We start from the raw sequence: 15,722 nt of genomic DNA, 5'->3' as shown, positions 1-15,722 counted from the left end.
CCTACTTGTACCCCAACGCTTCCAACCGCCGCTCGATCTCCTCGTCGACGTCCTCATCGTCACCCGTAGACTCGCCGTTCTCGACGGCGACCCGGGCCTCAACATGCTCACGGAGTTCCGACTGCAACTCTGAGCCACTCAAGTCAGTAAATCCGATTTCTCCAGACTCACGGTCCCGTTCACAGAAGCACACGTCCTCAGCAGTCCGAACCGCGTACCGCCGAAGGTGACTGTCCTCGTTCTCACCGCGTGCCTGAGAAAAGACGCGCCGGTCCGAATCCGCAACTGGATCAACAAGCGAGAACTCCGACTCGTCACCGAACGCAGATTCGATCGTCGACACGATATCCAGCGTACTTGCGGGTGTCTCTACAACCCCGGATTCGCCGTTTGGATGGCGAACGATTAGCGGCACGTGCGTAATCTCGTCGTGGAGATACCGCGGGTGTTCGTAGTAGTCGTGTTCACCGAATGCGTCGCCGTGGTCGGCAGTAAAGATCACCAACGAGTTCTCTAACAGACCCCGCTCACGAAGCGCATCGAGGAACTCACCGATTCGCTCGTCGTTGTAGCGAATCTCGGCGTCGTACAGGTCGATCAACAACTGCTGTTCGTCGTCCGTAATCGAATCTGGCTCTTTGATGGCCCGCTGATAGAGCGACTGCGCGTTCCGCCCGGAAACCGTCTCGTCGGTGTAGAGTGTCGCGTACTCACCCGGTGGCTCGTATGGGCCATGGGTGTCCATGTAGTGATTCCAGAGGAAGAACGGTTCATCATCGTCGAGCGAGTCGAGCCAGTCTAACGAACGCTCGTTGATCTCTTCGGCGCGGGCATAGTGCCGATTCCGAAGTTTATCGAGCGCTCGCTGTGCCAACGCAATGACCTTGTGCTTCCCGAAGTGGAGGTCGTCGTCGAATGTGTCGAAGCCTTGGTCGAACCCGTAGGCCCGGGAGACGAACGGGTTCGAATGGAAGCCGGCCGTCGCAAAGCCCTCCTCGGAGAGCGTCTTGGCGACGGTGTCAGTTGCGAGCCGGTACTTCGCGTCGATGGCGGTGTCCGGATACTCACCAGTCAACAGCGCTGGAACCGCCTCACGGGTGTGCGAACTCGCGCTGTAGGCGTTCGTGAAGTGGAGCGATTCTGCTGCGAGGTCATCCAACACCGGGGAAGTCTCTCGATGGTAACCGTGGCACGAGAGATGGTCAGCCCGAAGGGCGTCGGCTGACAGGAGGATGATATTGTCCCAATCGGTAGTCATCTACTGCGTAGATGTTGAACCAGCGTTATATTACTAGCGTTAAATTCAACCTCGTGTCGACTGATTAAGACAGATGCGTATTGTAGGATGGGGAATCGTGTGGTTCAGAGGTGTACCTTCACACTGAGCAACAAGAACTATACAATACAACGACACAACACCCAGTATGAAAGCAGTCGTTTTAGCCGGTGGCGAAGGAACCCGACTCCGACCACTTACGGAAGACAAACCGAAGGGGATGGTCGAAGTCGACGATAAGCCTATCTTGACCCATTGCTTCGAGCAACTCGCTGAACTCGGCGCTGACGAACTCGTCGTCGTCGTCGGCTATCTGAAAGAACGAATCATCGAGTACTACGGCGATGAATTCCAGGGGCTTCCTATCACCTACACCCACCAACAAGAACAAAAGGGGCTTGCTCATGCTCTTCTGGAAGTCGAAGAGCACATCAACGACGACTTCATGCTGATGCTCGGCGACAATATCTTCGACGCCAACCTTTCAGATGTCGTCAACCGTCAACAGGAACAACGAGCTGACGCAGCGTTCCTCGTCGAAGAAGTCCCGTGGGAGAAAGCAAGCCGGTACGGCGTCTGTGACACGAACAAGTACGGTGAGATTACCGACGTCGTCGAGAAGCCGGACGACCCGCCGTCTAACTTAGTGATGACGGGCTTCTACACGTTCACACCTGAGATCTTCCACGCGTGTCATCTCGTGCAGCCGTCGAACCGCAACGAGTACGAGATTAGCGAGGCGATCGACTTGCTCATCCACAGCGGACGCACAATCGACGCAATCAGGCTCGATGGCTGGCGGCTCGACATTGGCTACCCCGAAGACCGCGATGAAGCAGAAGAACGATTGAGTGGCGAGGTCGCCGAAGCACAGTAAGCGAATCCAATTCTCAACCTTGGCTGGTGCGTCCGTTTCTTCATTTTTTCCGAGTATTTGATATGACCTGCGTGGGACACACGGAGTAATGGAACTCTCTGTCATCGGGAGCGGCTATGTCGGAACAACAATCGCCGCGTGTTTCGCAGATCTCGGTCACACAGTCGTCAACGTCGATATCGACACAGAGATTGTCGACGCAATCAACCGGGGCGAGCCGCCGATTCACGAGGACGGCCTCCCTGAACTTGTTGCGGCGCATGCAAGCGAAGACAGCACGGGCCGACTACGGGCGACCACGGACTACACCGATGTCCTTGAGACGGATGTTACGTTCCTCTGTCTCCCAACGCCACAGCAAGCCGATGGAGAAATCGATCTCTCGATTATGGAGGCCGGGGCAGAACAACTCGGCAAGACACTCGCACAGAAATCCGAGTGGCATACAGTTGTTGTGAAAAGTACCGTCGTCCCAGGGACGACTGAAGAAGTAATCACACCGCTGCTCGAAGAAGCGAGTGGGAAAGTCGAAGGCGAACAACTGGGAATCGGGATGAACCCAGAGTTCCTCCGTGAAGGAACTGCAGTTCAAGACTTCCGTAATCCCGAAAAAGTCGTTCTCGGTGCGGACAATGACCGAACGCTCGAAGATATGCACGAGGTGTTTGCACCACTCATTGCTGAAGCTGACCCCCACGTCGTCGAAACAAACAGCCGGACAGCGGAGATGATTAAATACGCCAACAACGGCTTCCTGGCAACCAAGGTCTCGCTGATCAACGACATCGGAAATATCTGCAAAGAGTTCGGCGTCGATGCCTATGAGGTTGCGGACGCGATTGGGCTTGATGACCGTATCGGAGAACAGTTCCTCCGAAGCGGACTTGGATGGGGTGGTAGTTGCTTCCCCAAAGACACCAACGCGATCATTCACGCGGCCAAGCAGCAGGGCTACACACCCGCTGTTCTCGAAGCCGCGGTCGAGGTGAACGACAACCAGCCCGAACGGCTGTTGTCCTTACTCGACCAGCACGTTGATATCGCTGGGCAGAAGGTCGCTGTTCTCGGGTTGGCGTTCAAGCCTGGAACGGACGACATTCGGAACTCGCGAGCAATCTCGGTGATTCAGGGTCTCAAAGACCGAGGTGCATCGATCGCCGCGTACGACCCTGTCGCGGCGACCAACATGCGCGAATACTTCCCGGATATTGAGTATGCGGACTCCGCTGTTGATGCACTTGCTGATGCCTCTGCATGTGCCGTGTGTACTGACTGGGATGAGTTTGAGGTGTTAGACGAGGAATTCGATCAGATGGAACAGCAGGTCGTCGTCGACGGCAGACACGTTATCGATACGTCTGAGGATCTTACGTATGAAGGGCTGACCTGGTAGACAACGTAAATCACAGGTAAAGTACCCTAATCGAAAAGGAATTCACCCGCCGTGAAGATGACACGAACAATGGATTTGGGCTTCGTCTCGAACGTCGTTTACCCCTACATAACCGGTGGCGCAGAAAAGCGCATCCACGAAATCGCCACCCGCCTCTCACAGAACGGCCACGACGTCACCATCTACGGCCGACATTTCTGGGACGGCCCGAAAGAGACCTCTCACGAGGGCGTCACCCTCCGCGCGGTCGCGCCCGAAACGGACCTCTACACCGACGACCGTCGCTCCATCACCGAAGCGCTCGACTTCGCCGCCCGACTCGCCTACCCGCTCGCCAAGCAGCTCCGCGACGAAAATCACGACCTCGTCGTCGCTTCCGTCTTTCCGTACTTCCCCGTGCTCTCTTCGAAGCTCGCCGCCCTCGGCACCGACGTGCCCGTCGTCACGACCTGGCACGAAGTGTGGGGCGACTACTGGGGCGACTACCTCGGCATGCTCGCACCCTTCGGGAAGGTCACCGAACACCTCACCGTCCGAGTCCCCCAACACCCTATCGCCGTCTCGGGTATCACCGCCGACCGCCTCGCCGATATCGGCCGCGACAGGGACACAATCGAGGTCGTCCCGAACGGCATCGACGTCGACCAGATTCGAAACGCGCCGCTGCCCGACGAGGGCGACTCGTTCGACGTGCTGTTCGCCGGACGACTCATCGCCGACAAGAACGTCTCCATCCTTCTCGATGCGTTCGACCGCGTGGCCGACGACTACGACGACGTGACCCTCGGCGTCGTCGGTGACGGCCCGGAGTCCGACCGCCTCGAACAACAGGCGAGCACGTTGGACCACGCCGACCGCGTGAGTCTGCTGGGCTTCCTCGACGAGTACGAAGACGTGTTGGGCCAGATGCGCGCCGCGGACGTGTTCGCCTCGCCCAGTACGAGAGAGGGATTCGGCATCACCTACGCCGAAGCGATGGCCGCCGACTGTACGGTTATCGGCGTCCAACATCCCGAATCCGCGGCGAGTGAAGTTATCGGCGACGCGGGCTATCTCGCCGAGCCGACTGTGGATTCGGTCGCCGAGTCGTTAGCCCGAGCACTCGCGGGCGAGACACCACCGACCGAACCCACGAACCGCGCCGACCAGTACGATTGGGACAGCGTCGCCGACCAAGCTGAGGCGGCGTACGAGCGCGCCATCGACGGTCGGTGGTGATGTTCGTTGGGGACCGAGCGACACGCCAGACCACGGGGGGAGAGTGCGAGACACGAATAGCGGTGTCGAGCATCGATTTAGTTAGTTGATTGTGTCCGTCGTATCACCGTAACCGCGCCGTCGAATGAGCCACACAGAACGGTCCGATCCGGACCTCTCTCCCCCCATGACTTCATCTGTTCTTTCAATGTCGGCATGGGGTGACTCATCGACCAATCGAAACCAATGCAGTCGGGGAAAAGCACACAAGATGTACTGTCTTTCAGCAGCAGATAGAATCCACTGAGAGACTGAGACGATCTGATACAGAGTGGGCATTTCGCGTGCGTCCGAGTCAGAAACATCCGTGTGGACATCTCGGGGGCTATGGGAGTCAGGCGTGGATCGCAGAAGCAGACGAGACGAACAAACACCGGTTCCGGGTATGAAGGCAGACGTCACGTGAGACAGCAGTTGAGGACCGGGTTGACCCACCACTTCATCTGTTCTATGCTATATGACCTGTCTACGACCGATACCGGTGGTTACGAGCCAGCGACCTCCAACTATCGAGCCACCCAAACCAAACAGAGACGATGCAGATAGTCAGAACAGATGAAGTGGTGGGGTGGGAGAGTATCCAACATTGTTGGTCATGGCTGTTCAGGTAGCCGAGAGGATTTAGTAATCGTTCTACCCCCACCACTTCATCTGTTTAGATGCGTCTCAGGAAGTAGTACACACGAAATCGGCAACAGAGACTCCGAGGCCGATACGAAGGACACGAGATCAGATACACTCGAAGTCGTGGAGATACACTCGAAACGGTACTCCCCGAGGAACCGTCATGTCGTCATCGCATATGCAGTGACCTGTACAACGCGATACATTCAAAATCCACCCCTCCTCCTCGTAGAACGCTTCGGCTCTGTCGAAACTCTCAGGTGCTGATAGTTTGCTGAGGCCGTGCTGAATAGAGAGCGCAAGTCGGTCAGTTTATTCGGCTGGTTATGCGGAAGCACTGCCCGCCCAACTACCGGCGAATCAGGGAAAAGTGGTGAATGAGACGTCTATTGTTGTGAGAGTGCGTTATCCGGATGTCCCGCCCGCCTTCTTGCAGCCTGCCGCTCGGTTTCAGTCAGTCGGTATGGGGACAACTCTTCCTCCAGCGAACCGAGTGCCGACCGACGCGCTTGATGAGATTCAAGGAAATCCGCGATACGTTCTGCCGCGAACTCCTTGAGTTCACCACTCAATAGAGACCCCTCACGGTATTCCTCTGCGAGTTGTTCAACCCGCTTGTCATCCTCCTCAAAGAAGTAGTACAACAATAGGTAGGGAACGTCAACCTCCGGATTCCCGCCTTTCGCACGATGTTCCTCGATGCTCGTCTGTCCACCTGAGTACGCGTACGTTCGGATTTTATCGGTGACCGTCTCTCGGTCGTCCGAAAGGAGGATACTCGGGGCGTCGTCAGACGAACTCATCTTTCCCGGCCCTTCGAGACTCGGGAGGAACTTCGAAAGCAATGCTCCGGGCTTGCTCACGTCGTACCGTTGCTTCGCGGCAATGTCACGACAAACACGTACATGTGGGTCTTGGTCTACTGCAATTGGAACGAGTGTCGGGTGGCATCCCTCGACAAGCTGTGGAAGGAGCAGATGAGTTGCTTGCACGGCAGGATAGAACGATAGGCCGATATTCTCGGGTTCTCCGTACGTCGCGTCGACTGTCGATTGGGTCACTTCCTTTGCAAAGGCAGTGGCAAGTGGATACACTACGTCGGCGTCTGCTGTATCTACGACGATGCGAGTGCGGTCAGGGTCGAAGCCGACCGCAAGCAGGTCACGGAGATTCTGGCGAGTGTAGTCGCTAATTTCATCCAGCGGTTTGTTCTTGAGGAAGTACTTCTCGTCGTCAGAGAACGGTATGTAGACAAGTGTGCCAGTCTGTTCTTGGAGATATTTTGCAAAGTAGAAAGGGAAAATGTGGCCGATGTGCATCGGCCCAGAGGGGCCACGTCCAGTTACGATTGAATGAAGTTCGCCATCGTTTGCGGCATTGAGGAACGGGTCTACGTCTCGCTGGGCATAGAATACGTCCCGTCGGACGAGTGGGTGGCCGGAGGCGGGGAACCGCATTTTCTGTTCGGGAGTGAGTCGGTCGGCTCCGAATCGGTCAAGGAGTCGGTCGTAGTCGATGTCGCCTTCGACGGCGTAGGGCGTTACGGTGAAGTTGTCTTCTGCTGGCATTGGTGGTATTGACGAGGTAGTCACTTGGAGTGCGATACAGCGAAGAAGCGAGTGAGCATCGCGGTGGTATCGTTGGGTGAAGCCCGTCAGACCCTATACCGAGATACTGTCCACTTCCCGTGACGCGTGCCAACGCCAGCAGTTGGCGGAGGAAGTGGACTGCATACACCTGACGAAGGGTACTTGTGATATATAACCTGTGCTTCGCTTGTTACGTTTTCTTAGATGTTGTACTATCGAGTCTGTCAATCAGACCTGTTGAATAGAACCTCTGTCTGTGTCACGTCACTACTGGCAGCATTCAGTGAAGTTTCTGTGATCGTGTTGAACTCAGAGCGCGTATCTCACATCAGCTTCTACACCCCACACCTTCCCGTTTATGAAGGCAGATCACCAGCGAGGCCAAGTAAACCGACGATTACTCCGAGAATCATAATAAGGAGCCCAATTTGACCAAATACGTTTGAATCCGCCGCGAATAGGTCTCGACCCAGCATTAGAAAACCCCCGAATACAACCAGGAGAAGACCGAAGTCAAACACACGATCGCTCATGTTTTCCAATTGAAACAGTCAGTTCATATTCTTTTTGACAGGCCCATCCTCTATATTCAGCACACGACAACTGTCAGGTTCGGAGGGTTTCAACAGAGCAAACGCTTCATATTGAGGAAAGCATACGAACTGTACTCTCTGACTCGGCCGTCAGTTCGACGTGAGTATTGTTCGTCGGGAGGGTGCAACACGGTCGTGGCTGTGTCTACCGAAGAAACTGACGCCAACGAGTGTACAGATACATCCCGCCGAAGATGAGGCCGACGAGCACCACGAGCCCGGTCACATGCGTTTCGCGCACACCGACGGGAAAGGGAGGTGTTTGGAGGGACACGCCGGACCACAGGAATGAGATCGGGGACACAGCTAGCAGTATCGAACGTCAATTGAGTTAGTGGTTGTGTCCATCGCATCGTCGCACTCGCGTCATCAAACGGACCACGCCGAGCAGTACGGGTGGGAGAGCGTCGCTAACTAGCCAGACGTGGTGAGCACCACAGTCGAGAATCAATCGAGGTGGTCGTACCCCCTCCCCCCATGACTTCATCTGTTCTTGTAATGTCGGAATGGGTGACTCGTCGACCAATCGAAGCCAATGCAGTTGGGGAAAAGCAAACGAGATGTGCCGTCGTTCGGTAGTAGAACGCTTCACACTGTGGAAAGCATCCGAAATGTACGCTCTCACTCAGCAGAGATGACCGAAGACGGGTGAGTCAGAGTACGTTTCGTATGCTTTCTTTCTTGGTTGAAACCGCAAGACAGTACAGACGATAGCATATGAAATACACTCTCTCACTTGAGTTTCAGTCCGACGACGGACGAGACCTATACGTAGTCGTCATCACGAGAAGCGCAGAGTCCAGTTCGTATGCTCAAATCTACGTCCAAAAACGGCAGGCACCGACGTGGAAAGCATACGAAATGTACTCTCCCTCGTCAAATCTTACTCTAGATACGGCTCACAAACACGCTCGACACCGTCTTCGAACGAGACTTCGGGCTCCCACCCGGTCGCGTCGTGTATCTTCGAGTAGTCCGCCTTGGTGTCGTGGACGTACACCTCGAACGGATTCTCCACGTACACCGGCTCGACGTCCGTCCCGAGCACCTCATTAATCAGCTCGACCATCTCGTTGAACGAGTAGCTCTCGGCAGTCCCGAGGTTGTAGATGCCCTGCAGCCGGTGGTCGGCGGCGAGTTCGATGCCGCGGACGATATCGTCCACATGCGTGAAGTCACGCGTTTGGGACCCGTCGCCGAACAGTTCGGGCGACTCGCCGTTTGCGATCTTGTCGGTGAACTGCGCGACCGTATTCGCGAACTCGCCTTTGTGTTCTTCCGCGCCGCCGAAGCCCTGGTACACAGAGAAGAAACGCATTCCCGCGAGCTGCATGTCGTAGTGGTGGTGGAAGTACTCCGCGTAGCGCTCGCGGCCCAGCTTCGACGCTTCGTAGCCCGTCCGCGATTCGACGGGCATGTCTTCCGGCGAGGGCTCCGTCCGCGACCCGTAAATCGACGATGTCGTCGCGTACACCACGGTGTCGCAGCCGTCCTTGCGGGCCTGTTCGACCGTGTTCACGAAGCCTTCGATATTGACACGGGCACCCTTCGTCGGATTCTCTTCGTGCATCTTGTACGACGACAGCGCCGCGAGGTGGAACACCACGTCGACGCCCTCGGTCGGGAGGTCGTCGTCGAGCACGCTCATATCGTGGAACTCCACGGCGTCGTCGAGGTTGTCGGGCGTCCCGAGATAGAGGTCGTCGAGTGCGATGACGTCGTTGTCGTCGGCGAGGTGGTTCGCCAGATTAGAACCGATAAATCCGGCACCGCCAGTAACGAGGACTCGTTTGCCGTCCATGTGTCGAAGCTCTCGCGGAGTGACAAGAACCTATCGTCAACGTGGAGTGAAGTTGGGGTGTGTTCTCTTGTACTCTTCAGAAAGGAACTCGGCTGATCACCCACCCCTCAAACCGAGTGATAGAATGGTGTATGAAGCGTTGTAACGCCCATCATCAACAGAGACCAAACACGGATGTATCCACAATCGCTGTCGTACCAGCATACCACCATCCAGAAGCTTCGCCGTTCGCAGCGAGAAGGACGTCATGCTGGTCTCAAAAATAAGTCAGAGAACACCGAGAACTCACGAGTGGGTGTCACAGCCGTACGACTGCCACACTGAAACGAGGACAGCCAGTCGATTCGCGGGAGTCGCCGCAGTTCCGAGACAGAACGTTGCACGGGAAGTTATGTGCCTGACCCATCTCGTTCGATTATGGGAGTCCTCCAAGCCCTCCAACGGACACCCGGTGCGCTCAAACGCGCCCCTGGTCTCGTAATCCCACAGCTGATCGTGTTCGTCTTAGTGCTACCACAACTGCTGTTACAGACGACGTATCCGTTCGTGTCGATGCTGTACTCATTGGGGTCTTCGCTCATTCTCCTGCTCGGAATGCCATTTATTCAGGGAGGAATGTTCGGGATGGCCAACGAAGCCCTCACGACGCGCAGTTCGCTATCACGATTCGTCAGCGATGGAAAGGCCAACTATGTGCAGTTGCTAGTCGCCTACATCGTGTTAGTTGTCGTCAACGGTGTCATCGGTGCAGTCGGAGTTGGATCTGGTATCGGTGCGGTTGTGGGCCATGGATCCGTCAGAATCGTCTTTATCGGACTGGCAGCAGTCGCGGGACTGCTGTATCTCGTTACCGTGTTCGTGCTCCAATTTTACGGCCAAGCAATCGTTATCAGCGGTGCGTCCGCAATCGCATCGTTCAAGCGGAGTTATCGTATCGTCCGAGAAAACCTTCTCGCGGTTGGCGGCTACACGCTGGTTGCGCTGGTAATCGGCATGTTGGTCGGCGGCATCTACGGCGGTATTTCGTTGGTAGCCAGTCCTGAGGCCACGACGATGATTGGCCTCCCGCCGCTTTCGACGCCGTTACTCGTAGTCGTCGGGCTCCTTGCCGCAGGAATCGGCAGTATTGTATCGGCGTTTATGCTCACCTTCTCGGTTGCTGTCTACGACGAATTGGCCTGAGCGAAGCTGATTTTCGCCTCTCGTGTTGGTGACGAGACGACGTACGTCCCGGTCGTCAACACAGACCGCTCAGAAAGCGGCAAAATTCGTGACCAATCGCTTATGTATCGTTCGCACAACGATCTCAGTAGGAGGCGCACCCGATCCGAACGAGACGGTGCGACCGAAGATATGCCTACTGAAGAGAACACACAGAGTGGCGACACTCGCAGACAGGTAAACCAGGCGACACAGCTTACGCGAATACTAGCAGTGAGTGTGATGAGTGCGGCGACGTTGATAGCCGTCGCTGTGACATCATTTACACAGTTCATCCTCGTCGTACTTCTCGCAGTGGTACTCGGAGTCGGTATCTATCTGTTAGCGGGAGTACTTCACCACGACTGACCGAGTGGCCATCGTTGACGGACTGAGCTTTCTGCTTCGGGGTCGAACACAGACGATAGCGATCGAAACGAAATGACACGGACCGACCACTCAATCACGAGGGTCGACGACGTAGAAACAGAGCCGTACAGATAGCGTCCTACCCCCGAAACCGAGTACTGAGCCAGCGGTCAAGTCGCCGAAAGTGACTTCTCACTATCGCTATCGTGTGCCGAAACCATCATCATAACACCATTGCAAGATCCGGTAGCGTCACCGCACCCAATAAGCGCACTCCGCCCGATAGCGTCGATAGAGAGAAGATCGTACCAACGAGAGCGCCAGACACAATACCGAGTCAGGAAAAACAGCGAGTATGCCCTCCGAATCGCTCGTCTCTCGACGGGGCTTGCTTGCCTCGCTGGGCGGTGCTGCCTCGATCGGCCTCGGGACCCTGTTCGGGACCGACGCTGTCCGCCCTCCGGTCCGTCTCGAAAGTCGGGTCCCCCCTGGTGAGTGGCCGATGGCAAAACGGTCCCCTCGGCGCACCGGCTTTCAACCACGTCCCGGCCCGCAAGACGGCCTCGTCGAAGCGTGGCGACAACCAGTCGAATCCGCGCCCGTCGTCGCTCCGGGAGTCGTCGCTGCACACGACCGGGTGTACACGGTCGGTCGGTACACGGTGCGGGCGCTGGCGAGTGCTGACGGCCGTCCCGACTGGACGCGTCCCCGAGAGAACGCCCCGGGTCTCTTGTCCAGTCGTGCCCCCTTCGAGTTCCTCCAGACGGGCCCGACCATCAGCGGCGACCAACTGTACGTTGTCGGCGGAGTGACGCTGTACGGACTCGACGCGACCAGTGGTCGGTCGACATGGGCGTTTCGCACGACCAGCAGCTTCGAGCACGTCCTCCCGGTCGGAAACCTCGTCGTCGTCGGCATCTCTCGCGGGTCGGATGACCAACTCGTCGCGCTCGACCGGTCGACGAGTTTCGAGCGCTGGACACGGTCGACCGCCGAAGTCCCGCTCGCGTTCGCATCGGCCACGGACGGCCACGTGGACTCCCCGCTGCTCCTCACCGCGACGACAGCCCACAGCGACCGGCGGCAGTTAGTCAGCCGCGACCCGGTCGATGGCTCCGTCCACTGGCGAGCGCCCGCCGACGCGCCGCAGTTTGAGGCGTTCGCGCTGCCTGCAATTAGCCGGGGGCGGGTCTACGCCGGTGGGACGAGACTGACCGCGTTCGCAGCCAGCGACGGGAGCGTCGTGTGGCAGACCGCGGTCGCCGACGGTGCCAAATCAATCTCGCCGGTTACCGATGGTGAGCGTGTCTATGGTGTTGGTGGTGGCGTCGCCGTCGCGGTGGACGCCGCGACCGGGGATCCGCAGTGGTCGGTTTCGGTTGGCGAAGTTACCCCGTTCGTCTCGCCTGTCATCGCCGGTAAGACGTTGTACGTCCCCGGCGACGGTGTGGTGATTGCGCTCGACACGACCGACGGCTCTACTCGGTTTCGTCACACGCTGTCGGGGACGACAGATGGTATCGACGGCATGGCGAGTGCTGACGGGACCCTCTACGTCAGGTCCCACCAGTCGGTCCGTGGGTACGCCGCCCCCGAGGAGGGTGACTCGTGAGCGAATCTGAGTCAGCGACCGAAACAGCGGTCTCGGGGTTCCTACAGCAGGTGGGTCGTGGCATCGTCTCCTTTCTCATCCTCCAGTACTCCCTCGGCATCGGTGTCAGAGCGGTAGTCAACCAAGCGGTCGGACCGACACCCATTGCGAGTACAAGTCTCATCTCAACTCTCGTCGTGGCGCTCGTCGTTGCGGCCCTCATCAACTACTCGAAGCTACCCAGCTATCGCCGGCAGGTAGGGTTCACGGTGGTTGCGTTGGCGATCGGAATCACAGTAACGACGCTCGTCATGAGTGGAGACCGTCATGTCGGTGGCCTGTACCCGACACTGCAGACGGGCCTTTCTTGGTTGGGTGCGTTTCTCATCGCGTACGCGGTTGCCTTCGAAGTCGAGTGGAGTCGAGTCGTTTCGTCGTTAGTACCGCCTGGAGCCGACTAACCACTCCCAAGTAGTGTCTCACGGAATATAAGAGAAGAGTATTGTATAATATATACTTCTTACTGTGATGAGAATATGAATTGGAACCGTCCTAAAAAGAGTAACAGCCAGTTCGATAGTATTACCACAGGTGGATGACTGCAATACCTGCCCCGGGGACTATAGAGATACAGAATAGTGGAATGTAGTGATTCAAACCGTCTTATTCGGGCGATAAGCAATACACTATCCAATGTGCCGCGCATTAGTCTTTGTAGGCGAGTTCTATTACCCCAAAATGGACACAACAGCAAGAAAAAGCAGTATAAGGGGTTCTAGATGTCTCACTACCGATCAGTGATACCCTCGTTTCGAGAGATACCCAGAGATCACATCCAAGTAGAATATCCAAGAAAACAGTAGCTATATGATAGAATATATTTTTGGAATGGTGTTTTAGTTTTCTTACTATTCTCTACAGCAACAGTCGTGAATCTCAATTCGCTCTGGCAGTCCCACTACACCACACGCGGGACACGCCACGAGCGTCGTCGGTAACGCCTGACAGGACTCCAACGCGGCGTGCAGATGCGCCTGTACGTCGGGTTCGGTCGTTCGCGTCAGCGCTTGAGCGAGGTGCATTTGCAACTCTTCGTGGGCACTCATACGCGAGGGGTCTCCTTGCGCTCAGAATCCACTCGGAGTCCGAGGGATGCAAGCTGGCCCATCGAGGCCCACCCACGCTTCTGGGAGACGAACGCCTTCCACTCAATGAGGGGCCGGCCATCAAGTGTCTGGTAGTGATCGAGCGTTCGACCGTCAAAAACGACGACGGCGTCGGCCCGGCGGTAGTAATGGTGTGTACAGCCCTCAGTGTCGACACCAAGGGTAAACGAGCGTGCGAGGGCGTTGATAAGGTGGTCGGCTAGCGATACGGTACGCTCTTGTGTCGCGGTGTGCGTAGTTGACATTGGTCTTCTGGTATCCATTCGGAAGACCGGTCCCGCGTGTTCCTGCACGCGGGCATTCTCATACCTTAGAGGGACCAATCTTCCTTACCAATTGCTACGTGGCAATGGGTCATAAACCTTCCCACTTGCCACCTAGCAGTAGGGTTATCAGCTGTGAATTAAACAAGAGTACATGGACCGCGAACGAGACAACCAAGGGCGATATTCGACACAAATTACACCAGAAAGAGTTCTCGAAGTTCTGTCTGAGGCAGAAACACCAGTTTTGACAGCAAAGTTAGTTGCAGAGGCTCTCGGATGCTCTAGTGAGGCAGCTCGACAGAAGTTACAGGCACTCCACGAAGATGGCGACGTAGGAAAGATGAGCGTCGGTGCCCGTGCAGTTGTGTGGTGGAAAGAAGAGTAGCTAGTCCTTGATCTCTTCTGGTTCTACGTCTCCCTGTAAGAATCGCTGTCCAACCTCAGACACTTCGTAATAGCCACCACTTCCGACTTCTTTCACTAACCCACGTTTCTCAAGTTCACTTATTCGAAGGCGTACTGTCGAATATCCAATCTCGTGCCCATGACGGTTGAGATTCCGGTAGAGCGGCTTCGGTGGGAGCTCCAAATTATGCTCCGCAAGAAACTCAAGTATTAGCCCATCTTTCAGTGACATCCATTCTGGGCGGGGTCGCATTTTTCCTAGCAGGTTGTTCTGTTACAATAGTACGGGCGATGAGTGCGTATATTAGCTTATTTGGGATATTACTCTAGCTCAAATATGCTAAAGATTATAGTACCCGAGAGTCTATTCGCGGTAACAACCGCTCTTGGGTACTGTCCTCGTAGAAAGGACCCGTGCTGAAGACACGGACCCCGGCGGTTGGTTGGACCAAACCGCATGTCTTCGAACACACCACCCACGCAAAAAGGTCTCGTCGCACAGCCACCCCGGACGGAGGGCAACGAATGACCTCCATCGAGGACCTCGCCGCCCGAATCGACGAACTCGAAGATCGCGTCGACGAACTCGAAACCGACACCCAACAACTCGAAGAGACAGTCGACGCCCAAGCACAAACAATCGCGTCCCAACGCGAGGAGCTCTCCCAATACAACACTCACATCCAAGATCTCGAAGCCAAACTCGACGCGGCATCGGACCACCGCAAGCATCTCCAACAGCGCCTCTACGCCGTCGAATCATCGGACACCCCCATCGACGAAACCACTACCCCAACCTCGCCACTCCAACAACTCATTCAACTCCCCTCGAAAGCGCTGTCGAAACTCACCGCCAACCAAGAACGCGCTCGCTTCATCGCAAAGGACATCAGAGAGTACGCCACGAACGTCCCCGCAGGCTTCGCACTCGATTCGAGTACCATCAGAACCGTCCTCCACGCAAAGGAAGGCCGAACACCCCATACCCAAACCGTCACTCGCGTGATGGACTTTCTGGATGACCTTGGCAAAGAAGGCGTGAAGATCGTGAAACGCCGCGGGACAAAACGCGTCATATTCTCTGAACACGCCGTCTCGGAACTCGCAGAGACGTCACCTGCGTCCGCGGGTGGAAGTGGGATCACGGACGTTGTGATGAGGTGGCGCTAGCGAGCGTGTGATCACCGATCGATAGTCGGACGCACGCCACAGGTCGTCGACACCCACTGTGGGTACAGACGCTCGTTCTAGCAGCAGCACTGGAGAGAACTCCTCTGTGGACAACGGTAGTGTGAGTGAATAAAACGAGTTCGAG

General features: G+C 56.4%; 13 protein-coding genes. 8 read left to right on the top strand and 5 right to left on the bottom strand.

From position 1 onward, the window contains the following. Nucleotide 1: 1 nt before the first annotated feature. A complete protein-coding gene (locus tag FY251_RS11885; protein WP_148415060.1) occupies nucleotides 2-1,258 on the bottom strand; it encodes a sulfatase in 1,257 nt (418 codons plus the stop codon). 166 nt (nucleotides 1,259-1,424) lie between these two features. Between FY251_RS11885 and aglF the strand changes: the two genes are divergently transcribed. The 3 genes from aglF (at nucleotide 1,425) to FY251_RS11870 (ending at nucleotide 4,764) form a co-directional block, all read left to right on the top strand. After that, nucleotides 1,425-2,153, top strand: a complete 729-nt coding sequence (gene aglF, locus FY251_RS11880; RefSeq protein ID WP_148415059.1) for a UTP--glucose-1-phosphate uridylyltransferase AglF — start codon at nucleotides 1,425-1,427, stop codon at nucleotides 2,151-2,153. A gap of 88 nt (nucleotides 2,154-2,241) precedes the next feature. Beyond that, nucleotides 2,242-3,546 carry a UDP-glucose 6-dehydrogenase AglM gene (aglM, locus tag FY251_RS11875; RefSeq protein WP_148415058.1) on the top strand — a complete coding sequence of 435 codons (1,305 nt, stop codon included), beginning with the start codon at nucleotides 2,242-2,244 and terminating at the stop codon, nucleotides 3,544-3,546. Nucleotides 3,547-3,615: 69 nt separating this feature from the next. Further along, on the top strand, nucleotides 3,616-4,764 hold the full coding sequence (locus FY251_RS11870) for a glycosyltransferase family 4 protein (RefSeq protein WP_148415057.1): 1,149 nt from the start codon (nucleotides 3,616-3,618) through the stop codon (nucleotides 4,762-4,764). Nucleotides 4,765-5,813: 1,049 nt separating this feature from the next. Here the strand turns inward: FY251_RS11870 and FY251_RS11865 are convergent. Together FY251_RS11865 and FY251_RS11860 are read right to left on the bottom strand one after the other, a co-directional pair. After that, nucleotides 5,814-6,995, bottom strand: a complete 1,182-nt coding sequence (locus FY251_RS11865; RefSeq protein ID WP_148415056.1) for a tryptophan--tRNA ligase — start codon at nucleotides 6,993-6,995, stop codon at nucleotides 5,814-5,816. A 1,497-nt stretch (nucleotides 6,996-8,492) separates the two neighbouring features. Further along, nucleotides 8,493-9,410, bottom strand: a complete 918-nt coding sequence (locus FY251_RS11860; RefSeq protein ID WP_148415055.1) for an NAD-dependent epimerase/dehydratase family protein — start codon at nucleotides 9,408-9,410, stop codon at nucleotides 8,493-8,495. A gap of 417 nt (nucleotides 9,411-9,827) precedes the next feature. Here FY251_RS11860 and FY251_RS11855 point away from each other — a divergent pair, with 417 nt between their 5' ends. From FY251_RS11855 to FY251_RS11845, 3 genes are all read left to right on the top strand, one after another. After that, nucleotides 9,828-10,592, top strand: a complete 765-nt coding sequence (locus FY251_RS11855) for a hypothetical protein (protein ID WP_187367400.1) — start codon at nucleotides 9,828-9,830, stop codon at nucleotides 10,590-10,592. Between the two features lie 889 nt (nucleotides 10,593-11,481). Beyond that, complete coding sequence (locus FY251_RS11850; RefSeq protein WP_187367399.1) at nucleotides 11,482-12,591, top strand: PQQ-binding-like beta-propeller repeat protein; 1,110 nt, start codon at nucleotides 11,482-11,484, stop codon at nucleotides 12,589-12,591. Continuing rightward, nucleotides 12,588-13,031 carry a hypothetical protein gene (locus tag FY251_RS11845; RefSeq protein WP_148415053.1) on the top strand — a complete coding sequence of 148 codons (444 nt, stop codon included), beginning with the start codon at nucleotides 12,588-12,590 and terminating at the stop codon, nucleotides 13,029-13,031. The genes FY251_RS11850 and FY251_RS11845 overlap by 4 nt, the downstream gene beginning before the upstream one ends. A 641-nt stretch (nucleotides 13,032-13,672) precedes the next feature. Here the strand turns inward: FY251_RS11845 and FY251_RS11835 are convergent. Further along, a complete protein-coding gene (locus FY251_RS11835) occupies nucleotides 13,673-14,029 on the bottom strand; it encodes a hypothetical protein (RefSeq protein WP_255516684.1) in 357 nt (118 codons plus the stop codon). 124 nt (nucleotides 14,030-14,153) lie between these two features. On the opposite strand from FY251_RS11835, the gene FY251_RS11830 reads away from it, so the two are divergent. Then, entirely contained in the window at nucleotides 14,154-14,387 is a 234-nt protein-coding gene (locus FY251_RS11830; protein ID WP_148415051.1) for a FaeA/PapI family transcriptional regulator, read from the top strand. On the opposite strand, the gene FY251_RS11825 is transcribed toward FY251_RS11830, so the two are convergent. Beyond that, nucleotides 14,388-14,639, bottom strand: a complete 252-nt coding sequence (locus tag FY251_RS11825) for a winged-helix domain-containing protein (RefSeq protein ID WP_187367398.1) — start codon at nucleotides 14,637-14,639, stop codon at nucleotides 14,388-14,390. Nucleotides 14,640-14,932: 293 nt separating this feature from the next. Here FY251_RS11825 and FY251_RS11820 point away from each other — a divergent pair, with 293 nt between their 5' ends. Further along, nucleotides 14,933-15,577: a hypothetical protein gene (locus tag FY251_RS11820; protein WP_148415049.1), complete on the top strand. Its 645-nt coding sequence runs from the start codon at nucleotides 14,933-14,935 to the stop codon at nucleotides 15,575-15,577. Nucleotides 15,578-15,722: the final 145 nt, after the last annotated feature.

The sequence above is a fragment of the Haloferax sp. KTX1 genome (assembly GCF_902410085.1).
Taxonomy (GTDB): Archaea; Halobacteriota; Halobacteria; order Halobacteriales; family Haloferacaceae; genus Haloferax; species Haloferax massiliensis.
The sequence above is the reverse complement of the archived record's forward strand: the minus strand, read 5'-3'. Positions and strand labels throughout refer to the sequence as shown.